Source organism: Pseudomonas sp. KH_046_2, assembly GCF_057838985.1.
Genome location: NZ_CM174480.1, coordinates 6152807 through 6174095 on the forward strand (window position 1 = coordinate 6152807; position 21289 = coordinate 6174095).

The 21289-nt window shown below is 59.7% G+C and carries 20 protein-coding genes; 6 read left to right on the plus strand and 14 right to left on the minus strand.

The features are described 5' to 3' along the window. Window positions 1–44 precede the first annotated feature (44 nt). Window positions 45–428 carry a COG4315 family predicted lipoprotein gene (locus AC3IX1_RS28145; protein WP_489353842.1) on the minus strand — a complete coding sequence of 128 codons (384 nt, stop codon included), beginning with the start codon at window positions 426–428 and terminating at the stop codon, window positions 45–47. A gap of 153 nt (window positions 429–581) precedes the next feature. Here AC3IX1_RS28145 and phoB point away from each other — a divergent pair, with 153 nt between their 5' ends. From phoB to AC3IX1_RS28160, 3 genes are all read left to right on the plus strand, one after another. Then, a complete protein-coding gene (phoB, locus tag AC3IX1_RS28150) occupies window positions 582–1271 on the plus strand; it encodes a phosphate regulon transcriptional regulator PhoB (protein ID WP_003229608.1) in 690 nt (229 codons plus the stop codon). An 80-nt stretch (window positions 1272–1351) separates the two neighbouring features. Then, complete coding sequence (gene phoR / locus AC3IX1_RS28155; RefSeq protein ID WP_256589043.1) at window positions 1352–2638, plus strand: phosphate regulon sensor histidine kinase PhoR; 1287 nt, start codon at window positions 1352–1354, stop codon at window positions 2636–2638. A gap of 125 nt (window positions 2639–2763) precedes the next feature. After that, entirely contained in the window at window positions 2764–4104 is a 1341-nt protein-coding gene (locus AC3IX1_RS28160) for a hemolysin family protein (RefSeq protein ID WP_007975205.1), read from the plus strand. A gap of 128 nt (window positions 4105–4232) precedes the next feature. Here the strand turns inward: AC3IX1_RS28160 and AC3IX1_RS28165 are convergent, their stop codons facing one another. The 8 genes from AC3IX1_RS28165 to AC3IX1_RS28200 form a co-directional block, all read right to left on the minus strand. Beyond that, a complete protein-coding gene (locus AC3IX1_RS28165; protein ID WP_489386581.1) occupies window positions 4233–5129 on the minus strand; it encodes a peptidoglycan DD-metalloendopeptidase family protein in 897 nt (298 codons plus the stop codon). Window positions 5130–5333: 204 nt separating this feature from the next. Then, window positions 5334–6236: a response regulator gene (locus AC3IX1_RS28170; RefSeq protein WP_489386582.1), complete on the minus strand. Its 903-nt coding sequence runs from the start codon at window positions 6234–6236 to the stop codon at window positions 5334–5336. Between the two features lie 168 nt (window positions 6237–6404). Beyond that, window positions 6405–7166, minus strand: a complete 762-nt coding sequence (phoU, locus tag AC3IX1_RS28175; RefSeq protein WP_046038908.1) for a phosphate signaling complex protein PhoU — start codon at window positions 7164–7166, stop codon at window positions 6405–6407. A gap of 128 nt (window positions 7167–7294) precedes the next feature. Next, complete coding sequence (gene pstB, locus AC3IX1_RS28180; RefSeq protein WP_253558129.1) at window positions 7295–8128, minus strand: phosphate ABC transporter ATP-binding protein PstB; 834 nt, start codon at window positions 8126–8128, stop codon at window positions 7295–7297. A gap of 176 nt (window positions 8129–8304) precedes the next feature. Then, on the minus strand, window positions 8305–9975 hold the full coding sequence (gene pstA / locus AC3IX1_RS28185) for a phosphate ABC transporter permease PstA (RefSeq protein ID WP_347909782.1): 1671 nt from the start codon (window positions 9973–9975) through the stop codon (window positions 8305–8307). A gap of 15 nt (window positions 9976–9990) precedes the next feature. After that, window positions 9991–12024, minus strand: a complete 2034-nt coding sequence (locus AC3IX1_RS28190) for an ABC transporter permease subunit (RefSeq protein WP_489388797.1) — start codon at window positions 12022–12024, stop codon at window positions 9991–9993. A 411-nt stretch (window positions 12025–12435) separates the two neighbouring features. Beyond that, window positions 12436–13437, minus strand: a complete 1002-nt coding sequence (locus tag AC3IX1_RS28195; RefSeq protein ID WP_008045533.1) for a phosphate ABC transporter substrate-binding protein PstS — start codon at window positions 13435–13437, stop codon at window positions 12436–12438. 201 nt (window positions 13438–13638) lie between these two features. Further along, complete coding sequence (locus AC3IX1_RS28200) at window positions 13639–14937, minus strand: MFS transporter (RefSeq protein ID WP_489386583.1); 1299 nt, start codon at window positions 14935–14937, stop codon at window positions 13639–13641. Window positions 14938–15299: 362 nt separating this feature from the next. On the opposite strand from AC3IX1_RS28200, the gene AC3IX1_RS28205 reads away from it, so the two are divergent. Both AC3IX1_RS28205 and AC3IX1_RS28210 read left to right on the plus strand, forming a co-directional pair. Beyond that, window positions 15300–15704 carry an acyl-CoA thioesterase gene (locus tag AC3IX1_RS28205; protein ID WP_007942704.1) on the plus strand — a complete coding sequence of 135 codons (405 nt, stop codon included), beginning with the start codon at window positions 15300–15302 and terminating at the stop codon, window positions 15702–15704. 69 nt (window positions 15705–15773) lie between these two features. After that, entirely contained in the window at window positions 15774–16673 is a 900-nt protein-coding gene (locus AC3IX1_RS28210; protein ID WP_489386584.1) for a D-hexose-6-phosphate mutarotase, read from the plus strand. A gap of 33 nt (window positions 16674–16706) precedes the next feature. On the opposite strand, the gene AC3IX1_RS28215 is transcribed toward AC3IX1_RS28210, so the two are convergent. The 4 genes from AC3IX1_RS28215 to purE form a co-directional block, all read right to left on the minus strand. Continuing rightward, the gene (locus tag AC3IX1_RS28215) at window positions 16707–17243 is read right to left on the minus strand and encodes a DUF3299 domain-containing protein (protein WP_489386585.1); all 537 of its coding nucleotides are present in this window, start codon (window positions 17241–17243) and stop codon (window positions 16707–16709) included. An 87-nt stretch (window positions 17244–17330) separates the two neighbouring features. After that, window positions 17331–17576 (minus strand): GlsB/YeaQ/YmgE family stress response membrane protein, encoded by a 246-nt coding sequence (locus AC3IX1_RS28220; protein ID WP_007928514.1) that lies wholly within the window; start codon window positions 17574–17576, stop codon window positions 17331–17333. A 106-nt stretch (window positions 17577–17682) separates the two neighbouring features. Continuing rightward, the gene (locus AC3IX1_RS28225) at window positions 17683–18765 is read right to left on the minus strand and encodes a 5-(carboxyamino)imidazole ribonucleotide synthase (RefSeq protein WP_414929669.1); all 1083 of its coding nucleotides are present in this window, start codon (window positions 18763–18765) and stop codon (window positions 17683–17685) included. An 11-nt stretch (window positions 18766–18776) separates the two neighbouring features. Next, window positions 18777–19268 carry a 5-(carboxyamino)imidazole ribonucleotide mutase gene (purE, locus tag AC3IX1_RS28230; RefSeq protein ID WP_223455273.1) on the minus strand — a complete coding sequence of 164 codons (492 nt, stop codon included), beginning with the start codon at window positions 19266–19268 and terminating at the stop codon, window positions 18777–18779. Between the two features lie 395 nt (window positions 19269–19663). On the opposite strand from purE, the gene AC3IX1_RS28235 reads away from it, so the two are divergent. Then, window positions 19664–20254, plus strand: coding sequence for a reprolysin-like metallopeptidase (locus AC3IX1_RS28235; RefSeq protein WP_489386586.1), 591 nt, complete (start codon window positions 19664–19666; stop codon window positions 20252–20254). A 35-nt stretch (window positions 20255–20289) separates the two neighbouring features. Here AC3IX1_RS28235 and AC3IX1_RS28240 read toward each other — a convergent pair whose 3' ends face one another. Continuing rightward, window positions 20290–21201 carry a LysR substrate-binding domain-containing protein gene (locus AC3IX1_RS28240; RefSeq protein ID WP_057712714.1) on the minus strand — a complete coding sequence of 304 codons (912 nt, stop codon included), beginning with the start codon at window positions 21199–21201 and terminating at the stop codon, window positions 20290–20292. Window positions 21202–21289 lie beyond the last annotated feature (88 nt).

A 21289-nucleotide genomic window follows, 5' to 3' on the forward strand; every position in this document is an offset into this window, starting at 1 on the left:
GCCCTGGGCAGTCCCTACCCGAAGGCTGCGATCTTTTTGCGGTATTACATATGTTCGCGAACGACGTGCCAGACGTCTTTCATCTTGTCGCCTTTCATTTCTCCGGGTGCCTTGTCCTTCTGGAAGTAGTAAAGCGGCTTGCCGTCGTAGGCCCATTGCATCGTGCCATCGTCACGCTTGATGACGGACCATTTACCTTCAGCCTTTGCGCCAGCTTCCGCCTTCAGCGGTGGCCAGTACTCTGCACACTCACCGGTGCAGGCCGACTTGCCGCCCGTGTCCTTGTCGAAGGTGTACAGGGTCATCCCTTTGTGGTCGGTCATCATGCCGTCTTTCATCATGCCCGGTTCGGCGGCGAAGGCCATCGAAGGCAATGCCAGGGCAGCGGCCAGCAGCAGGGCCTTGATGGAGTGCGAGTGTCGATTCATTTGAAGCCTTCCTTTGTGGTTGTCAGGATTCGGACTTAGAGCTTAGCCCAGGATCCAGCCAATCGCCGGTCGACTAAAATACTGTCACACGACTGCAATAATTCCGTTATCTAATGCGGCGCAAGACAGTTAAATGACAAGAGGATTAAGGGCATGGTTGGCAGGAGCATTCTGATCGTCGACGACGAAGCGCCTATTCGCGAAATGATCGCCGTTGCGTTGGAAATGGCCGGCTATGACTGCCTGGAGGCTGAAAACTCCCAGCAGGCCCACGCCATTATCGTCGACCGCAAACCGGACCTGATCCTGCTCGACTGGATGCTGCCCGGCACGTCCGGCATCGAGCTGGCCCGTCGCCTCAAACGTGATGAACTGACCGGGGACATCCCGATCATCATGCTCACCGCCAAGGGTGAAGAGGACAACAAGATCCAGGGCCTGGAAGTCGGCGCCGACGACTACATCACCAAACCGTTTTCCCCCCGTGAGCTGGTGGCGCGCCTGAAGGCCGTGCTGCGCCGTGCCGGCCCGACCGATGGCGAGGCGCCAATCGAAGTCGGCGGCCTGCTGCTGGACCCGATCAGCCACCGCGTGACCATCGACGGCCGTCCTGCCGAGATGGGCCCGACCGAATACCGCCTGCTGCAATTCTTCATGACCCACCAGGAGCGCGCCTACACTCGTGGCCAGTTGCTGGATCAGGTCTGGGGCGGCAACGTCTACGTCGAAGAGCGTACCGTTGACGTACACATTCGACGCCTGCGCAAAGCCCTCGGCGATGCTTACGAAAATCTGGTACAAACCGTGCGCGGCACTGGTTACCGCTTTTCTACCAAAGCCTGACTCGGACCTTTACCGCCCGACAAGCTGACAAGGACGCGCGTCAAGTGAACCAAAACTGGCATGGCACCCTGATTCGCCACATGCTGCTACTGGTCACCGCCTGCCTGGTGATCGGCCTGATCACCGGCTATTACGGCTGGAGCCTCGCCGCAGGCCTGGGTCTTTACCTGGCCTGGACCCTCAAGCAATTGCTGCGTCTGCACGAGTGGCTGCGCCTGCACAAGCCCGATGAAGCGCCACCCGACGGCTACGGCCTGTGGGGTGAGGTGTTCGACAGCATCTACCACCTGCAACGCCGCGACCAACGCGTGCGCGGACGTCTGCAAGCGGTGATCGACCGGGTTCAGGAATCCACCGCCGCGCTCAAGGATGCGGTGATCATGCTCGACACCGACGGCAACCTGGAATGGTGGAACCGCGCCGCCGAAACCCTGCTGGGCCTCAAGACGCCACAGGACAGCGGCCAACCGGTGACCAACCTGGTGCGCCATCCGCGCTTCAAGGAATACTTCGAGCAAGACAGCTACGCCGAGCCGCTGGAAATCCCTTCGCCGACCAACGACCGCGTGCGCATTCAGCTGTACATCACCCGCTACGGCAACAATGAACACTTGATGCTGGTGCGCGATGTGACGCGCATCCATCAGCTTGAGCAAATGCGCAAAGACTTCATCGCCAACGTTTCCCATGAACTGCGCACACCGTTGACGGTGATCTGCGGTTACCTGGAAACCTTGCTCGACAACGTCGACGAAGTGAACCCGCGCTGGGGCCGTGCCTTGCAGCAGATGCAGCAACAAGGCGGGCGCATGCAGACCCTGCTCAACGACCTGTTGTTGCTGGCCAAGCTGGAAGCCACCGATTATCCGTCGGACAACCAGCCGGTGCCGATCGACGGCTTGCTGCAATCGATCAAGAGCGACGCGCAGCAGTTGTCCGGCCAGAAAAACCAGAAAATCACCCTGGAAGCCGACCCGACGATTCTGCTCAAGGGCAGCGAAGCGGAGTTGCGCAGCGCGTTTTCCAACCTGGTGTTCAACGCGGTGAAATACACCCCGGCCGAGGGCAATATCCGCATCCGCTGGTGGAGCGATGACCAAGGGGCGCACCTGAGCGTGCAGGACTCCGGGATCGGCATCGATGCCAAACACCTGCCGCGCCTGACCGAACGCTTCTATCGTGTCGACTCCAGCCGCAACTCCAACACCGGGGGCACCGGCCTGGGGCTGGCGATCGTCAAACACGTCTTGTTACGACATCGGGCACGGATGGAAATCAGCAGCGTACCGGGCCACGGCAGCACCTTTACCTGCCACTTTGCCCCGGCCCAGGTCACCAAATCACGGGTTATCAGCACCGCTGACTGATACCGGTCAGCACGCGCCACTAGGCAACTGCCAAGTCAGCCGCTACATTGGCTGACTTGCGCCTGCCTTTCAGGCGCGGTTTTTTTACTTCCCTCTCGAATATACGGAACCCGCAAAACTCCATCATGGACCCTTCCCCTGGCTTGACCCTCGCTACAATTTTCGCCGACTTCGGCATGATTCTTTTTGCTCTGATCCTGGTTTTGCTCAACGGATTTTTCGTTGCGGCGGAATTTGCCATGGTCAAATTGCGCTCGACCCGGGTCGAGGCCATCGCTGACAAAAACGGCTGGCGCGGGCACATCCTGCGCACCGTGCACAGTCAGCTCGATGCCTATCTCTCGGCCTGCCAGCTCGGTATCACCCTTGCCTCCCTGGGCCTGGGCTGGGTCGGTGAACCCGCGTTTGCCCACATTCTAGAGCCGGTATTGAGCGCGGTCGGCGTCGAGTCGGCCGAAGTGGTCAAGGGCATCTCGTTCTTCACCGCCTTCTTCATCATTTCGTACCTGCACATCGTGGTCGGCGAACTGGCCCCCAAATCCTGGGCGATCCGCAAACCCGAATTGCTGTCACTGTGGACCGCCGTGCCGCTGTACCTGTTCTACTGGGCCATGTACCCGGCCATCTACCTGCTCAACGCCAGCGCCAACACCATCCTGCGCATCGCAGGCCAAGGTGAGCCCGGTCCGCATCACGAGCACCATTACAGCCGTGAAGAACTGAAACTGATCCTGCACTCCAGCCGTGGCCAGGACCCGAGCGACCAAGGCATGCGCGTGCTGGCCTCGGCGGTGGAAATGGGTGAACTGGAAGTGGTCGACTGGGCCAACTCCCGTGAAGACCTGGTGACCCTGGAGTTCAACGCGCCGCTCAAGCAGATCCTGGCGATGTTCCGTCGCCACAAGTTCAGCCGCTACCCGGTGTACGACAGCGAGCGCCAGGAGTTCGTCGGCCTGCTGCACATCAAGGATCTGCTGCTGGAACTGGCGGCACTGGACCACATTCCCGAGTCGTTCAACCTGGCCGAACTGACCCGCCCACTGGAGCGCGTATCGCGGCACATGCCGCTGTCGCAATTGCTGGAGCAGTTCCGCAAGGGCGGCTCGCACTTCGCCGTGGTCGAAGAGGCCGACGGCAACATCATCGGCTACCTGACCATGGAAGACGTGCTGGAAGTGCTGGTAGGCGACATCCAGGACGAACACCGCAAGGCCGAACGCGGGATCCTCGCGTATCAGCCGGGCAAGCTGCTGGTGCGGGGCGATACGCCGCTGTTCAAGGTTGAACGACTGCTGGGCATCGACCTCGACCACGTCGAAGCCGAAACCCTCGCCGGGCTGGTCTATGAGAGCCTCAAGCGGGTTCCCGAAGAGGAAGAAGTGCTGGAAGTCGAAGGCCTGCGGATCATCATCAAGAAGATGAAAGGGCCGAAGATTGTTCTGGCCAAGGTGTTGATGCTCGATTAACTGGCTTATCCGGATTCGCGGCGCTCCCATCGCGGGCAAGCCCGCTCCCACAGGTACAGTGGCAATCCTGTGGGAGCGGCGGTGCGGCGATCCGACTTGCCCGCGATGGCGTCAGGTCAGACAACGCATCACTGCTTGCCCAACGCAAAGTTGGGCAGCGCGCCTACCGGCTGGTTGAACTGGTACGGAATCGATACCAGCCCCAGCCCCGTATTGCGCTGCACCACAAAGTGCAAATGCGGCCCGGTGCTGTTGCCGGTGTTGCCCGACAGCGCCAAGGCGCTGCCCACATTTACACGCTGACCTTCCCGAACGCAGACCGAGCCTTTCTTCAGGTGCAGGTACACACCCATGGTCCCGTCATCGTGCAGCACCCGCACGAAATTGCCGGATGCATCGGTGCCGCGACCGCTCTGTCTGTTCTCGGTTTTCACCACTACCCCACCTCGTGCCGCAATGATCGGTGTGCCTTCGGGCATCGCAATGTCTATGGCATAGCGGCTCTTGGGCCCGAAGTGGCTGTAGGGGCCATTGGCGCCCTGACTGATCCGGAACGGCCCGCCACGCCAGGGCAACGGGTACCGATAGCCCACCGTGGGCCCTGAGGGGTCGCCCAGGGAGTATTTGAACTTCGGGACGTACGCGAGGGGCCTCCCACCTTTAGCCGCCGTGAGCTGCGCCAGGCGCACGCTGCTGCGTAGCGGTATCACCCGCCGAATCGTCCCGCCCGGCACACCGTTGGCGTTCTTCACCCCGGCAAAACTCAATTCGACTTCTACCGGCGCATACAGGTCATTTCGCACGTACACGCTGTGCACGCCGTTCTTCTTCATGACGATGAGGCGCACCTGACGCTCAAGGTGCTCGACCATGCCATCGCGAAAAACGAACACATGTGCGCCTTTGCTCGGGCGGTCGCTGTAGGAAACCACGCCATAGGCATCTTTGGATTTGTAGATGGCCATGGCCATGGCCGAGTTGGCGACCATGAACAGGCCACATAGAAGCAGCAGGCGCGAGAACATGAGCAAGGATTCTGTCGAGTGAGATCTGGGATTGAGCCTAGCAGCTGCAATGGACCCGGGTAGTCGGCAGATGTTTCAGAAAAGGTGTTCAGCAGATGTGCGGTAACAGTGATGGCCCCTTCGCGAGCAGGCTCCCACAAGGAAACGCATTCCAAATGTGGGAGCGAGCCTGCTCGCGAAAGCGGACTGTCAGGCGACGCTATATCAAGCGCCAGGAATGAAGTGCTTCTGCGCCGTACCACGCGCAATCAGGCGCGAGATGTAATCGAGCTTCTGTGCATCCTGATCGACAAAGCGGAAGGTCAGTTGCAGCCAGTCACTGTCGGGCTTCGGTTCGTGGGCCACGACGGCGTGCAGGTAGCCGTTGAGACGGGCGATTTCGGCGTTGTCGCCCTGCTCCAGATCCAGCACGGCGCTGTCGAGGATCTGCGGCAGGGCCTCGGTGCGCTTGACCACCAACAGGGCTTCCTTGAGGCTCAAGGCCTTGATCACGCATTGCGCGATACCGTTGGGCAAGCGCAGTTGACCTTGGCCACGGCCACTGGTGGGTGCCGACGAGGCCACAGGCGCCTTGACCGGCGGACTGTTGAGCAAGCCTTTTGACGGAGCAGGTGCAGCCGTTGGCGTGACGACGGGCGCCTTGCCACCGGTCAACGCAGCGAGGGAGTCGTTAGCGAAGGCAGGGCTGGTTTTGGTCGCGGCTACGTTGATCAAGGCATCGAGTTTGCCGACCTTGTGCAGCGCCTGCTTGACCTTGGTGATCAGTTGCTCGTTGGTGAACGGTTTGCTGACGTAACCGGATACACCGGCCTGAATGGCCTGGACGACGTTCTCCTTGTCGCCACGGCTGGTCACCATCACGAAGGGCATGGCTTTGAGATTGTCTTGCTCGCGGCACCAGGTCAGCAGTTCCAGGCCGGACATTTCCGGCATTTCCCAGTCGCACAGGACCAGGTCGAAGGCTTCCTTGGCCAGCATGGCCTGGGCCTTTCTGCCGTTGACCGCGTCTTCGATCCGCATGCCCGGGAAATAATTGCGCAGGCACTTTTTCACCAGGTCACGAATGAACGACGCGTCGTCCACGACCAACACACTGACCTTACTCATCCAAAACCCCTTTAAAAAATCCCGGCCAGCATACCGCCTTACTGATGGCACTTTGCCAAAAACCTTCAGTCACGCCGGACTTTTCGTTCGCGGGGTGCTGCTTTTCGAATTCGTGAAGCGCAAACAAAAACGCCCGGCCAAAAGGCCGGGCGCTTTACTTGGGCAACCTTACTTATCGTCAGTTTTGCCCGGAACATTAGCGCTTTCGCCACTGGTTCCTTCGACTTCTTCCTTCATGCGCTTGAGACCCAGATGTCGCACATCGGTGCCGCGTACCAGGTAGATCACCAGCTCGGAGATATTGCGGGCGTGATCGCCGATACGCTCCAGCGAACGCAGCACCCAGATAATGCTCAGAACCCGCGAAATGGAACGCGGATCTTCCATCATGTAGGTGGCCAGCTCACGCAGGGCAGTCTTGTATTCGCGGTCGATGATCTTGTCGTATTGCGCTACCGACAAGGCCAGTTCGGCGTCGAAACGGGCAAAGGCGTCCAGTGCGTCGCGGACCATGTTGCGCACCTGGTCACCGATGTGGCGCACTTCGACGTAACCGCGCGGCGCTTCGCCTTCCTCGCACAACTGGATGGCACGACGGGCGATCTTGGTCGCTTCGTCACCGATGCGCTCCAGATCGATCACCGACTTGGAAATGCTGATGATCAGGCGCAGGTCGGAAGCCGCTGGTTGGCGACGGGCCAGAATGCGCAGGCATTCTTCGTCGATGTTGCGTTCCATCTGGTTGATCTGGTCGTCGATCTCGCGCACCTGCTGGGCCAGGCCGGAGTCGGCCTCGATCAGCGCGGTGACCGCGTCGTTGACCTGTTTCTCGACCAGCCCGCCCATGGCCAGGAGGTGGCTGCGCACTTCCTCCAGTTCGGCGTTGAACTGCTGGGAGATGTGGTGTGTAAGGCCTTCCTTAGAAATCATTGTGTTCGCTCCGCAAAAGCGTTTAACCAAGAGCTGCAAGCTACAAGCTGCAAGCTGTGTTGTGGTGAACTCAAAACCGCATAGCTTCTAACTTGCCGCTTGAAGCTTGCGGCTTGTAGCTGCCTCAACTAGCCATAGCGACCGGTGATGTAGTCTTCGGTCTGCTTCTTCGCAGGATTGGTGAACAGGGTATCGGTGTCGCCAAACTCGACCAGCTTGCCCATGTACATGAACGCTGTGTAGTCGGATACCCGCGCGGCCTGTTGCATGTTGTGGGTCACGATCACGATGGTGAACTTGGATTTCAGTTCGTAGATCAGCTCTTCGACTTTCAGCGTGGAGATCGGGTCGAGTGCCGAGCACGGTTCGTCGAGCAGCAGCACTTCCGGCTCCACGGCGATGGTGCGGGCAATCACCAGACGCTGCTGCTGACCACCGGACAGGCCCAGTGCCGACTCGTGCAGACGGTCCTTGACCTCGTCCCACAGCGCCGCGCCTTTCAACGCCCACTCGACGGCTTCGTCGAGGACGCGCTTCTTGTTGATGCCCTGGATACGCAGGCCATAAACCACGTTTTCGTAGATGGTTTTCGGGAACGGGTTGGGCTTCTGGAACACCATGCCGACGCGACGACGCAGCTCGGCCACGTCTTCGCCCTTGCGGTAGATGTTGTTGCCGTACAGGTTGATCTCGCCTTCAACGCGGCAGCCGTCAACCAGGTCGTTCATGCGGTTGAAGGTACGCAGCAACGTCGACTTGCCGCAGCCGGACGGGCCGATGAAGGCGGTCACGCGCTGTTTCGGGATGTTCATGCTGACGTCGTACAGCGCTTGTTTGTCGCCGTAGAACAGGCTCAGGCCCGGCACTTCGATGGCTACGGTTTCCTGCTCGAGGTTCAGGCTCTGTTTATCGCGACCCAGGGCCGACATGTTGATGCCGTGGGTATGTGCTTCGTGCTGCATGGGAGGCTCCCTGTGCTAACAAATTCGGTTCGGTTGCCACTGGCCAAGGCCTGCGGTTACACAATTCTTTCTGTAGGAGCAGCCGGTCGACGCTCGACTGCTCGCGATGGTCGTTCAGACACAGAAAATGTGTCGGATGTACCTTCTTCGCGAGCAGGCTCGCTCCTACAGGGTTATCAGCTGTCCAGCGCCTTGTACTTCTCGCGCAGGTGGTTACGGATGTACACCGCCGACAGGTTCAGGGTGGCGATCACCAGCACCAGCAGCAGCGCCGTGGCGTATACCAGCGGTCGCGCGGCTTCGACGTTCGGGCTCTGGAAGCCGACGTCATAGATGTGGAAGCCCAGGTGCATGATCTTCTGGTCCAGGTGCAGGTACGGGTAGTTGCCGTCCACCGGCAGCGACGGCGCCAGTTTCACCACGCCCACCAGCATCAGCGGCGCCACTTCACCCGCGGCGCGGGCCACGGCGAGGATCATGCCGGTCATCATTGCCGGGCTGGCCATCGGCAGCACGATCTTCCACAAGGTTTCAGCCTTGGTCGCACCGAGGGCCAACGAGCCTTCACGCACAGTGCGAGGAATTCGCGCCAGGCCTTCTTCGGTGGCCACGATCACCACCGGCACCGCCAGCAGCGCCAGGGTCAGCGAAGCCCAGAGCAGACCCGGCGTACCGAAGGTCGGTGCCGGCAGTGCTTCCGGGAAGAACAGACGGTCGAGCGAGCCACCCAGCACGTAGACGAAGAAGCCCAGGCCGAACACGCCGTAAACGATGGCCGGAACACCCGCCAGGTTGTTCACCGCGATGCGGATCACTCGGGTCAGCGCGTTCTGCTTGGCGTATTCACGCAGGTACACCGCCGCCAGTACGCCGAACGGGGTCACGATCATCGCCATGATCAGGGTCATCATCACGGTGCCGAAGATGGCCGGGAAAATCCCGCCCTCGGTGTTCGCTTCACGCGGGTCGTCGCTCAGGAACTCCCAGACCTTGCTGAAGTAGAAGCCGATCTTGGTGGTCGTGCTCATGGCGTTCGGCTGATAGGCGTGAACCACTTTGCCGATGCCGATTTCGATTTCCTTACCGTTCGCATCGCGGGCGGTCAGGCTGTCGCGGTTGAACTGCGCATGCAGATCGCTCAGGCGCGCTTCAACATCCTGATAGCGAGCATTGAGTTCGGCGCGCTCGGATTCCATGTCCGCTTGTGCGGTGGCGTCGAGCTTGCCATCCAGCTCCAGCTTGCGGCCGTGCAGGCGGATGCGCTCGAGACCGGCGTTGATCGCGCCGATGTCGGTTTTTTCCAGGTTCTTGAGCTGTGCAGCCAGCTTGTTCACTCGGTCGACACGGGCCTGCAACTCAGGCCATGCGGCTTCGCCTTCAGCGACAACCTTGCCATCCTGTTTTACGTTGACCAGGTAACCGTAGAAGTTGCCCCACTCGCGACGCTCGATGGCCATCAGCTCCGGCGGCGTCGTCTGCTTGGTCAGCCACTCGCCGACGATCCAGGTGAAGTCGTTGCCGTTCAGGTCACGGTTGCCGACCTTGATCAGCTCGCGGGTCATGAACTCCGGGCCTTCGTCAGGCACCGGCAGGCCGGCGCTCTTCAGACGGGCACGTGGCACTTCTTCCTTCTGTACGATTTCGCCGATCACCAGGTGATTGGCCTGGCCCGGTACGTCGTAACTGGCATGCACCAGGTCAGCCGGCCAGAAGTGACCCAGGCCACGCACGGCAATCACTGCCAGCAGGCCAATGGTCATGATGACCGCGATGGACACCGCGCCACCGCTGATCCAGACGCCGGGGGCGCCGCTCTTGAACCATCCTTTCAGGGAGTTCTGTTTCACAGACTTCTACCTTTCTTAAAGCGACGAGTATTTCTTGCGCAGACGCTGACGAATCAGTTCCGCGAGGGTGTTCATGACGAAGGTGAACAACAGCAGCACCAGCGCCGAGAGGAACAGCACGCGGTAGTGGCTGCCGCCAACTTCCGATTCGGGCATTTCCACCGCGACGTTGGCCGCCAGGGTGCGCAGGCCTTCGAACAGGTTCATTTCCATGACCGGGGTGTTACCGGTGGCCATCAACACGATCATGGTTTCACCGACCGCACGGCCCATGCCGATCATCAGTGCCGAGAAGATGCCCGGGCTCGCGGTGAGGATCACCACGCGGGTCATGGTCTGCCACGGCGTGGCACCGAGGGCCAGGGAGCCCAGGGTCAGGCCTCGAGGCACGCTGAACACGGCGTCTTCGGCGATCGAATAGATGTTCGGGATGACCGCGAAGCCCATGGCCAGGCCCACTACCAGAGCGTTGCGCTGGTCATAGGTGATGCCTAGGTCGTGGGAGATCCACATGCGCATGTCGCCACCGAAGAACCAGTTCTCCATGAACGGGCTCATGTACAGCGACAGCCAGCCCACAAACAGGATCACCGGAATCAGCAGCGCACTTTCCCAACCATCCGGGACTTTCAGGCGGATCGACTCAGGCAGGCGGCTGAAGGTGAAACCGGCGACCAGGATGCCGATCGGCAGCAACATCAGCAGGCTGAAGATGCCCGGCAAATGCCCTTCCACATACGGCGCGAGGAACAGACCGGCGAAGAAACCGAGGATCACCGTCGGCATCGCTTCCATCAGCTCGATCACCGGTTTGACCTTGCGGCGCATGCCCGGGGCCATGAAGTACGCGGTGTAGATCGCAGCGGCAACGGCCAGTGGAGCGGCCAGCAGCATGGCGTAGAACGCGGCTTTCAGGGTACCGAAGGTCAGCGGCGACAGACTCAACTTGGGTTCGAAGTCGGTGTTGGCGGCGGTCGATTGCCAGACGTATTTAGGCTCGTCGTAGTTCTCGTACCAGACCTTGCTCCACAGCGCGCTCCACGAGACTTCCGGGTGCGGGTTGTCGAGCAGCAGCGGGTGCAACTTGCCGCCGGCTTCCACGATCACGCGGTTTGCACGAGGCGACAGACCGAAAATGCCCTGGTCTTCAGCGACCGGCTCCACTAGCAAGGTGCGGTGGGCGGTGCTGTGGAACACGCCGAGCTTGCCGGAAGCGTCGAGGGCCACGAAGCCCTTGCGGCGTTCTTCGGCAGTGATTTCAACGATAGGCGTGGTGCCCATCTGGAAGGTGCGGATCTGCTTCAGGCGTTGCTCGCCATCGGGGTCGCGCGCCATGAACCACTGGGCCAGACCACCCTTGGAGTCACCGATGATCAGCGAGATGCCGCCCACCAGCTGGGTGCTGGCGGTGACTTCGGTTTCGCCATTTTCCGCCAGTTTGTAGCGACCGTTGAGGCTCTTGTCGCGCAGGCTGAACACGTCGGCCTGGGCACGTCCGTTGATTACGTACAACCACTGCTGACGCGGGTCGACGAAGATGCTCTTCACCGGCTCGTTCATCTGCGGCAGTTCGATGCGCTTCTGCTCGTTGGTGACTTCGCCGGTCATCATGTTCTCTTCGCTGGTCAGCGACAGAACATTGAGTTGCGAACCGGTGGAGCCGACCAGCATCAGGGTCGAATCGTTAGCGTTGAGGCTGACGTGCTCCAGCGCACCGCCGGCTTCGTTCACCACGATCGGCGTTTCGCCATACGGGTACTCGATGGCCGGGGTGATGGTTTTCTTGCCTTCCGGGTAGCTGACTTTATAGGTGTGACGGAACACCAGGGCCTGGCCGTTGGACAGACCCACCGCCACCAGCGGGTGACCTGGCTGGTCTTCACCAATGGAGGTCACGGTAGTGCCGGCCGGGATCAACAGATCGACGCGCTTCAATTCAGCGCCACTGTCGATGTCGAAGAACAATGCCTGGCCCTTGTCGGACACCCGCATCGCCACCTGATTTTGCTCTTCCAGAGAGATCATCAGCGGCTTGCCGGCGTCTTGCATCCAGGCTGGCGTGATGGCGTCCTTGGACGTCAGGCTGGCACCCTGGAACAGGGGCGCGACGACGTAGGCAAGAAAGAAGAAGATCAAGGTGATCGCGCCCAGTACAGCGAGGCCGCCAACGAGGACGTACCAGCGGGTCAGGCGATCTTTGAGCGCGCGAATGCGGCGCTTGCGTTGCAGTTCAGGCGTATTGAAATCAATTCGCTTGGGGGGATTAGTAGTCATGTTGGAATTGGCCAGATCATTCATTCGCACACCCTAGCGATCCTGTATGACAGAAAGATGACAGTGCAGTGACGCAACAAATCCGCCGCTGGCGGTAACCAGCAGCGGATAGAGAATTAGAGGTGTATGGGGGCGGCTCCTGCCGCCCCCATGTGAGTCCGAGGGGTTCACCTCGGACTCAATTTGTTACTTTTTTGCGACTTCAGCGCCGCCTTCCGCGAGGCCCAGGTCAGCCAGTGCTTTTGCAGCAACCTTGGCTGGCAGTGGGATGTAGCCGTCTTTCACTACAACTTCCTGGCCCTGTTTCGACAGAACCAGTTTCACGAACTCGGCTTCCAGCGGGGCCAGAGGCTTGTTCGGGGCTTTGTTGACGTACACGTACAGGAAGCGGGACAGCGGGTACTTGCCATTCAGGGCGTTTTCTTCGGTATCTTCGATGAAGTCCTGGCTGCCTTTCTTGGCCAGGGCCACTGTCTTCACGCTAGCGGTCTTGTAGCCGATGCCCGAGTAACCGATGCCGTTCAGCGAGGAGCTGATCGACTGCACGACCGAAGCCGAACCTGGTTGTTCGTTCACGTTTGGCTTGTAGTCGCCTTTGCACAGGGCTTCTTCCTTGAAGTAGCCGTAGGTGCCGGATACCGAGTTACGACCGAACAGTTGAACCGGCTTGTTGGCCAGGTCGCCGGTCACGCCCAGGTCACCCCAGGTTTTGACTTCGGTCTTGGCGCCGCACAGACGAGTGGACGAGAAGATCGCGTCGACCTGTTCCATGGTCAGGTGCTGGATCGGGTTGTCCTTGTGTACGAAAACAGCCAGGGCGTCCACGGCAACCGGGATAGCGGTTGGCTTGTAGCCGTACTTCTGCTCGAAGGCAGCCAGTTCGGTGTCCTTCATCTTGCGGCTCATCGGGCCCAGGTTGGAGGTGCCTTCAGTCAGCGCAGGTGGCGCAGTGGCGGAGCCAGCGGCCTGAATCTGGATGTTTACGTTCGGGTATTCTTTTTTGTAGTTCTCGGCCCAAAGGGTCATGAGGTTGGCCAGGGTATCGGAACCAACGCTGGACAGGTTGCCCGACACACCAGTGGTCTTGGTGTAGCTCGGGATAGCAGGGTCAACAGCGGCAACCGCGTTGGCAGTCGCAACGCCAGCAGCGACAAAAGTCATTGCCGCCATCAAACGCTTCAGTTTCATGCCTTACTCCTAGCAGATAGGGTGTGTTATTCGGGGCCAAGTATCAGCAGGCCGTGTGAACACTCTATGGCTGAAATATGACAATTGGATGAAAGGCCAGCACTCCGCTCGGAAGGCTGGCCTTTCAGTTGTAACTGTAAATGTAGGAATTGACGGGATTTAGCCGGAAACGCAGGGCGCACCGTTGCCACTACTAACGGATCAACGGCCCTTCTTCCAGAGCCAGGCCCCCACCAGAATCCCGACCCCGCACAGCACCGCCACATAATAGGCAGGCCCCATCGCACTCTCCTTGAGCAACAGGCTGACGATCATCGGCGTCAGGCCGCCGAAGATGGCGTAGGCCACATTGTAGGAAAATGACAATCCGCTGAAGCGCACCACCGGCGGGAACGCCTTGACCATCACATAGGGCACCGCGCCGATGGTGCCGACCAGTAAACCGGTCAGGGCATACATCGGGAACAGCCAGTCGGGATGATCGGCCAGGCTGTGGTAGAAGGTCCAGGAACTGGCCAGCAACGCAGTACAGCCAATCACGAAGACTCGTCCCGCACCGAAGCGATCGGCCAGTGCGCCGGCAATGATGCAACCAAAGCTCAGGAACACGATCGCCACGCTGTTCGCCTGCAGGGACGTGGTTGGCGAGAAGTGATAGACCGTCTGCAACACAGTCGGGGTCATCAGGATCAACACCACGATGGCGGCCGACAGCAACCAGGTCAGCAGCATCGAAATGGCAATCGCACCACGATGGTCACGCAGCACCGCCCGCAGCGGTACTTCTTCGGCCAGGGCCTTGCGCAGTTGCAGTTCGGCGAACACCGGGGTTTCGTGCAGCCAGCGACGCAGGTACACCGAGAACAGACCGAACACGCCACCCAGCAGGAACGGGATTCGCCAGGCGTAATCCGCTACTTCCACCGGGGTATAGAGGCTGTTGATCGCCGTGGCGACCAGTGAACCGAGCAAGATGCCCGCCGTCAGGCCGCTGGTCAGGGTGCCGCAGGCGTAGCCGATGTGTCGCTGCGGAACGTGTTCGGAAACGAAGACCCACGCCCCCGGCACTTCACCGCCAATGGCGGCGCCCTGGATCACCCGCATCAACAGCAACAGGATCGGCGCCCACATGCCGATCTGCGCATAAGTCGGCAGCAACCCCATGATCAAGGTCGGCACGGCCATCATGAAAATGCTCAGGGTGAACATTTTCTTGCGGCCCAGCAGGTCGCCGAAGTGCGCCATCACGATGCCGCCCAGCGGCCGCGCCAGGTAGCCGGCGGCGAAGATGCCGAAGGTCTGCATCAGGCGTAGCCACTCGGGCATGTCCGCCGGGAAGAACAGCTTGCCCACCACCGTGGCGAAGAACACGAAGATGATGAAATCGTAGAACTCCAGCGCGCCGCCCAGGGCAGACAGCGATAGAGTCTTGTAGTCGTTGCGGGTCAGCGGACGTGCGGGTTGGTCTGTCTGCGCGATGCTCGAGGGCGCTGTGGTCATGGCAAGGGCTTCTCTTATAGTCGGATCTGCAACCTCAACAACGCTGGCTGAGGTTTGGGCAGGTCCGGCACGATAGCAAATTGTTCGAAAAAGCACATAGAGGTGCGTTTTTGACGGTCAAAATGAGAACCGGACGGTCGTCGCGGAGTCTACCGACCGATATACTCAAAGCCTGCTCCGGTTTTTGAGGGGTTGCTGTGCGAAAGCGCCTGTCAGGTTCATAGGCGATTTCGCAGAGTTTCCCTTTAGGCGCCTGATGGAAAACGTGACGAACGTAGTATGTTCGGTGCTGAATCGTTTTTCCCGAAGACGGCTACCACCAGCAATACCAACGAAGAGTCACGGGTCAGAGGCCCCCCGGCATGATAGAACTCGAACAAGAAGATCCGATCCCGCAAGGCGACCTGGCCCTGCAAATCACCGCGCTCCCACGCGAAACCAACGGCTTTGGCGATATTTTCGGCGGCTGGCTGGTGGCGCAGATGGATTTGGCAGGCACCGCGATGGCCAGCAAGGTCGCCGGTGGGCGCGTTGCCACCGTCGCAATCGACCGCATGGCATTTCTGGTTCCGGTGGCTGTGGGCGCCCAGCTCTCCTTTTATACCCAGGCCCTGGAAATCGGCCGCAGCTCGATCAAGATGATGGTCGAGGTCTGGAGCGACGATCCACTGTCCAGCGAGTGGCGTAAAGTAACCGAAGCGGTGTTTGTGTTCGTTGCCATCGACGGCAGCGGTCGCACGCGCTCGGTTCCGCCTCGGGCTCGCTGAAAGAGTTTCTAAACCTGGTAGCCGTTTTGCGGTCGATAGTCGTCCACGTTACTGATCGAGAGCTGTCCCATGAGCACGCCCAATGTTGAAGCCGTAAAACTGGATGAACTGAACTGCTGGCGTATTCGCCACGGTCAGGCCGAATTACTGGTGGCCCAGCAAGGCGCGCATATCCTCAGCTATCAATTGGCCGGCCAGCCGCCGCTGATCTGGCTCAACGACGAGGCCGTGTTCAAGACCGGCAAGAGCATCCGCGCTGGCGTGCCGGTGTGCTGGCCGTGGTTCGGCAACTTTGCGCGCAACCCGCAAAGCGTTCAGGCGATGCGCACCAGCAATGAAGCGCCGTCGGCTCACGGCTTCGTGCGAGCGATGGATTGGGAGCTGGGCGGCATCGAAGCCGAAGGCGAAAGCCTGAAGGTCGAATTCCTCCTGCCCTATCCCGAAGGCGGCTTTCCCGGCTGGCCGCACCAGGTGGATTTGACGCTGAGCATTCGCCTCGACGAGCAATTGCACATCCATCTGACCAGCCACAACCGGGGCGCTGAAACCGTCAGCATCAGCCAGGCGCTGCACAGTTACTTTGCCGTCAGCGATGTGCGCGAGGTGCAGGTCGAAGGCGTGGATGGCTTGAGCTACATCGAAACCCTGGAAGACTGGAAAACCAAGCAACAGTCCGGTGATTTGCGTTTTACCGGCGAGACCGATCGCATCTATCTCGACGCCCCGCCACTGCTGAGCATCGTCGATCCGGCCTGGGAGCGACGCATCGAACTGACCAGCATGGGCTCGCGTTCGGCGGTGATCTGGAACCCGTGGATCGACCGCGCCGCCGCGTTCAGCGACATGGCCGACGATGGCTGGCAGCGCATGCTGTGCATCGAGACGGCGAACGTGATGGGCGATGTGGTGAACCTGAAACCAGGCGCGAGCCATACTTTGGGTGTGAGCGTCGGTAGCAAGCCGCTCTAAGCAACACCACAAAACCAATGTGGGAGCGAGCCTCTACAAGTCTGATTCTTTCACTAGCCGTACCTTCAGCGCATCCAGCGCATACGCCGCATCGGCCAGGTCATTGCTGACCTTCTCGACTTTCAGCGTACCGGTGACCCACAGCGGCGTGTAGATATCATTCAGCTTCAGGCCCTGTGGATAGCGCACCAGCACCAATTGGTTGGGCGGTGGTGGCGGCACGTGGATGCACGCGCCCGGGTACGGTACGAGAAAGAACAAGGTACTGCGGCCCTTGGCGTCGGACTCCAGCGGCACCGGGTAACCGCCAATGCGGATGTTCTTGTCGTTCATCGACGCAACGGTCTTGGTCGAGTACATCACCGCCGGCAAGCCTTTGGCCTGCTTCATCCCACCCTTGTCGGTGAAAGTGCCATTGGCTTCAGGGGAGTTGTGGTCGATTTCAGGCATGGCCTCGAGGGCCTTCTGATCCGACTTTGGCATCAATTCGAGCCAGTCGGTTTCCGGCAGTTCGCCGGCATGGGCAAGGCCCGTTCCCAATAAAAGAAGAGTCAGCAGAAGACGGCGCATGAAGGTGCTCGGTATAGGAAGGATCAGGAAACGCCGAGCATTCTAGCCCTCCCGGCTTGTGCGGCCGAGAGGACTTTGTCGCCTGGATCAGTTCTTTTTGACCAGGCCGTAGATCACCAGCAACACAACAGCGCCCACCAGCGCACCGATGAAGCCTGCGCCCTGGCCAGCCTGATAAATGCCCAGAGCCTGGCCGCCGTAAGTAGCCGCCAGCGAACCGCCGATACCGAGCAGGATGGTCATGATCCAGCCCATGCTGTCATCGCCCGGTTTCAGGAACCGCGCCAGCAGGCCGACAATCAAGCCGATAAAGATGGTTCCGATAATTCCCATGGCATTTCCCTCTGATTGGTTTGTTATGCGAAAGCCTAGTCAGACTTTGGCATCCTGCCATGAGAGAACGGCGGTCCCTGAATGGTTCCGCCGCTGCCACATGAAACTATTCGGCGATCAGCGCTTCGACCTTGAGGATCTGCGCAGTCAGCGTTTCGCGGTCTGCACAACGCAGATTGGCGTGACCGACCTTGCGGCCGACCTTGAAGGCCTTGCCGTAGTGATGCAGATGGCAATCGGCGATGGCCACGACCTTCTCGGTGTCCGGCACTTTGCCGATGAAGTTGAGCATCGCGCTCTCCCCAACCTTGGCGGTCGAACCCAACGGCAGACCGGCAACGGCCCGCAGGTGGTTTTCGAACTGGCTGCACTCGGCGCCTTCGGTGGTCCAGTGCCCTGAGTTGTGCACCCGCGGGGCGATTTCGTTGGCCTTGAGGCCACCGTCGACTTCAAAGAACTCGAACGCCATCACGCCGACGTAATCCAGCTGCTTGAGCACACGGCTGGAGTAGTCTTCAGCCAGGGCTTGCAACGGGTGATCGGTGCTGGCCACGGACAGCTTGAGAATGCCGCTTTCGTGGGTGTTGTGCACCAGCGGATAGAAGCGGGTTTCACCGTCGCGAGCACGCACGGCGATCAGCGAGACTTCACCGGTGAACGGCACGAAGCCTTCCAGCAGGCAGGCCACGCTGCCCAGCTCGGCAAAGGTGCCAACCACATCTTCAGGGGTACGCAGGACTTTCTGACCCTTGCCGTCATAACCCAGGGTACGGGTCTTCAGCACCGCCGGCAGACCGATGGAAGCCACGGCAGCGTCCAGATCAGCCTGGGACTGAATGTCGGCGAACGCCGGGGTAGGAATCCCCAGGTCCTTGAACATGCTCTTCTCGAACCAGCGATCGCGGGCGATGCGCAGCGCTTCGGCGCTCGGATAGACCGGGACGAATTGCGACAGGAAGGCCACGGTCTCGGCCGGAACACTTTCGAACTCGAAGGTCACCAGATCGACTTCATCGGCCAGCTGACGCAGGTGATCCTGATCGCCGTAATCGGCTCGCAGGTGTTCGCCCAACGCGGCTGCGCAAGCATCCGGCGCCGGGTCCAGGAAAGCGAAGTTCATGCCCAGCGGAGTGCCCGCCAGCGCCAACATGCGACCCAACTGGCCGCCACCGATTACACCGATCTTCATCGTCAACAACCTCAGGCGATGCGTGGGTCTGGATTGTCCAGGACGCTGTCTGTCTGCTCAGCACGGAAGGTTTTCAGCACCGTGTGGAACTGCGGGTGCTTGGCGCCAAGGATACTCGCCGACAGCAGCGCTGCGTTGATCGCGCCCGCTTTGCCGATGGCCAGGGTGGCGACCGGAATGCCCGCCGGCATCTGCACAATAGAGAGCAGCGAGTCGACGCCCGACAGCATCGCGGACTGTACCGGCACGCCCAGCACCGGCAGGTGGGTCTTGGCCGCACACATGCCAGGCAAGTGCGCCGCGCCACCGGCACCGGCGATGATCACCTCGATGCCACGCGCCTCGGCTTCTTCAGCGTACTGGAACAGCAGGTCCGGGGTGCGGTGGGCAGAAACCACTTTCACCTCGTAGGGGATGCCGAGCTTTTCCAGCATATCGGCGGTGTGGCTAAGGGTGGACCAATCGGACTTGGAGCCCATGATCACGCCAACCAGTGCACTCATCGTCGTGCCTCTTCTCTCTGGGCGCCCGCAGGCGCGTCAAAAAACAACAAGCCACGCAGGATGCGTGGCTTGATTGTACGAATTATGGCCGGTCGTAACCGGCCGAAGGCCGCGCAGTATACCTCAATGAAGCAGATAAACAGCCCCTGTTGCAACCATCTGTCATGCCATCGAGAAATCCATGCTTCTTGACTATCAAGTCAACCAATAGATTCCGGCATGCCACGAAGTGCTTGATTTCTTACTTCAATAAATTTCGCAACTCTTATCACACTTAGTTGCCGACTTATTGAGCTTATACATATTAAAAAACAAACTACGACTGGTTAAAAACCTATAGAAAATTTAGCTTCAAGCGGCAGGAAATTTTAAATCAAACAGGGAGTTCAGCAGATATGAAAAAAACCATCACCATAATGGTCATCATTCACAGCGACCTACAGGGTTATCAAAAAAACAAATTATACGCCGATTATTTTGCTTGGCTTAAAACCGAACTCGAACTCATCTCGGGACTTAAAGTCCTGATTTTATTGTACCACCATGACGAGGTTCCAAAACTGTCCGGATACAACTACAGAAATGAGGATAATTCGGCCGCATTGCATGGCTGGAGAGATCTCTTACACGACCTGTATTCAAAAATCTCATACAGGGACCGTGATGAAGCGAATCTCACCAAGTTTCTCTTGCTGACCCAAGACAGCATCAACGAACAGCTCGGCGGAGTTCTCGGGTGGACAGGCGGAGTTGCCATGTTCGAAGGTCATTGCGCAATCGCGTCGATCAGCTCTTACCGAGTTCCCGCACATGAAATAGGTCATATGTTTGGCGCGACCCACGAAGACAGTGAGGTTGTCTATGACGGCTGGTGGCACAACACAATAATGCTCACCGATGAGTTTTCTCTTGCTCGTGGAAATGTTTACCGCTTCAGCGACAAGAACAGGGAAAATATTCGCAAATATCTAAATCGCTTTTCATAAGTTCAGTCGCCTTGCGATAGTTGCCTCAAACATTCTCACGAAGCCGAGCCGGCCGCACCACCCTCCAGCTTGCGCCACAACAACCGCACATTCGCCTTGCGCACCAGAGCACACCGATATAAACGGATTTCCAGCGGCACATGCCACTGCGGCCCGCCGCAGACCACCAACTCACCGCGCGCCAGTTCGGCGCGCACACTCAGTTGCGGCACCCAGGCGATGCCCAGGCCTTCCAGAGCCATGCTTTTCAGGCTGTCGGCCATGGCGGTTTCGTAGATGGTGGTAAAGCGTAGCGCCCGTTGGCGCAGCAGCATGTTCACCGAACGGCCGAGAAACGCACCGGCGCTGTACGCCAGCAACGGCACGCTACCTTCGCCTTCCAGATCGAACAGCGGTTTGCCGTCAGCGTCAGCGGCGCAGACCGGCAGCATTTCCGTGTGGCCAAGGTGCAGCGAGGGGAAGATTTCCGGGTCCATCTGCATGGCCGCGTCCGGGTCGTAGAACGCCAGCATCAGGTCGCAGCCGCCTTCGCGCAAGGCATGCACGGCGTCGCCGACGTTGGTCGCCACCAGCCGCGTGGCAATATTCAGGCCTTCGTTGCGCAACTGAGCGATCCAGCGCGGAAAGAAACCGAGCGCCAGGGAGTGCGCGGCAGCAACTTGCATCACTTCGCCCTGCCCGCCTTCCAGGTGATGCAGATGGCGCAGCACTTCGCCGAGCTGTTCGACCACGGTGCGCGCGGTGACCAGAAACAATTGCCCCGCCGCCGTCAGTTCCACCGGCGTGCGGGAACGGTTGACCAAGGTTAGCCCCAACGCGGCCTCAAGGCTGCGGATTCGCCGGCTGAACGCTGGCTGCGTCACGAAACGCCGCTCGGCGGCCTGGGAGAAACTGCGGGTGGCGGCCAGGGCACTGAAGTCCTCCAGCCATTTGCTTTCCAGATTCATCACGTCCTCCCGGACACGCACCAATTTAGGTCACACGTTCGCCGTCAAGCCGGCGTCACACGGGCATTATGCCGAATATGCATAGCCT

What these genes read in the sequence shown, in the direction of transcription:
- AC3IX1_RS28190 (WP_489388797.1), bottom strand. Translation starts at nt 12,024, where the DNA reads ATGCAAGACGCCGGCAAGCCGCTGATGATCTCTCTGGAAGAGCAAAAT.
- AC3IX1_RS28205 (WP_007942704.1), top strand. Translation starts at nt 15,300, where the DNA reads ATGATAGAACTCGAACAAGAAGATCCGATCCCGCAAGGCGACCTGGCC.
- AC3IX1_RS28195 (WP_008045533.1), bottom strand. Translation starts at nt 13,437, where the DNA reads ATGAAACTGAAGCGTTTGATGGCGGCAATGACTTTTGTCGCTGCTGGC.
- AC3IX1_RS28210 (WP_489386584.1), top strand. Translation starts at nt 15,774, where the DNA reads ATGAGCACGCCCAATGTTGAAGCCGTAAAACTGGATGAACTGAACTGC.
- AC3IX1_RS28200 (WP_489386583.1), bottom strand. Translation starts at nt 14,937, where the DNA reads ATGACCACAGCGCCCTCGAGCATCGCGCAGACAGACCAACCCGCACGT.
- AC3IX1_RS28240 (WP_057712714.1), bottom strand. Translation starts at nt 21,201, where the DNA reads ATGAATCTGGAAAGCAAATGGCTGGAGGACTTCAGTGCCCTGGCCGCC.
- AC3IX1_RS28225 (WP_414929669.1), bottom strand. Translation starts at nt 18,765, where the DNA reads ATGAAGATCGGTGTAATCGGTGGCGGCCAGTTGGGTCGCATGTTGGCG.
- pstB (WP_253558129.1), bottom strand. Translation starts at nt 8,128, where the DNA reads ATGCAGCACGAAGCACATACCCACGGCATCAACATGTCGGCCCTGGGT.
- purE (WP_223455273.1), bottom strand. Translation starts at nt 19,268, where the DNA reads ATGAGTGCACTGGTTGGCGTGATCATGGGCTCCAAGTCCGATTGGTCC.
- AC3IX1_RS28220 (WP_007928514.1), bottom strand. Translation starts at nt 17,576, where the DNA reads ATGGGAATTATCGGAACCATCTTTATCGGCTTGATTGTCGGCCTGCTG.
- AC3IX1_RS28160 (WP_007975205.1), top strand. Translation starts at nt 2,764, where the DNA reads ATGGACCCTTCCCCTGGCTTGACCCTCGCTACAATTTTCGCCGACTTC.
- AC3IX1_RS28170 (WP_489386582.1), bottom strand. Translation starts at nt 6,236, where the DNA reads ATGAGTAAGGTCAGTGTGTTGGTCGTGGACGACGCGTCGTTCATTCGT.
- AC3IX1_RS28235 (WP_489386586.1), top strand. Translation starts at nt 19,664, where the DNA reads ATGAAAAAAACCATCACCATAATGGTCATCATTCACAGCGACCTACAG.
- phoU (WP_046038908.1), bottom strand. Translation starts at nt 7,166, where the DNA reads ATGATTTCTAAGGAAGGCCTTACACACCACATCTCCCAGCAGTTCAAC.
- AC3IX1_RS28145 (WP_489353842.1), bottom strand. Translation starts at nt 428, where the DNA reads ATGAATCGACACTCGCACTCCATCAAGGCCCTGCTGCTGGCCGCTGCC.
- AC3IX1_RS28215 (WP_489386585.1), bottom strand. Translation starts at nt 17,243, where the DNA reads ATGCGCCGTCTTCTGCTGACTCTTCTTTTATTGGGAACGGGCCTTGCC.
- phoR (WP_256589043.1), top strand. Translation starts at nt 1,352, where the DNA reads ATGCTGCTACTGGTCACCGCCTGCCTGGTGATCGGCCTGATCACCGGC.
- phoB (WP_003229608.1), top strand. Translation starts at nt 582, where the DNA reads ATGGTTGGCAGGAGCATTCTGATCGTCGACGACGAAGCGCCTATTCGC.
- AC3IX1_RS28165 (WP_489386581.1), bottom strand. Translation starts at nt 5,129, where the DNA reads ATGTTCTCGCGCCTGCTGCTTCTATGTGGCCTGTTCATGGTCGCCAAC.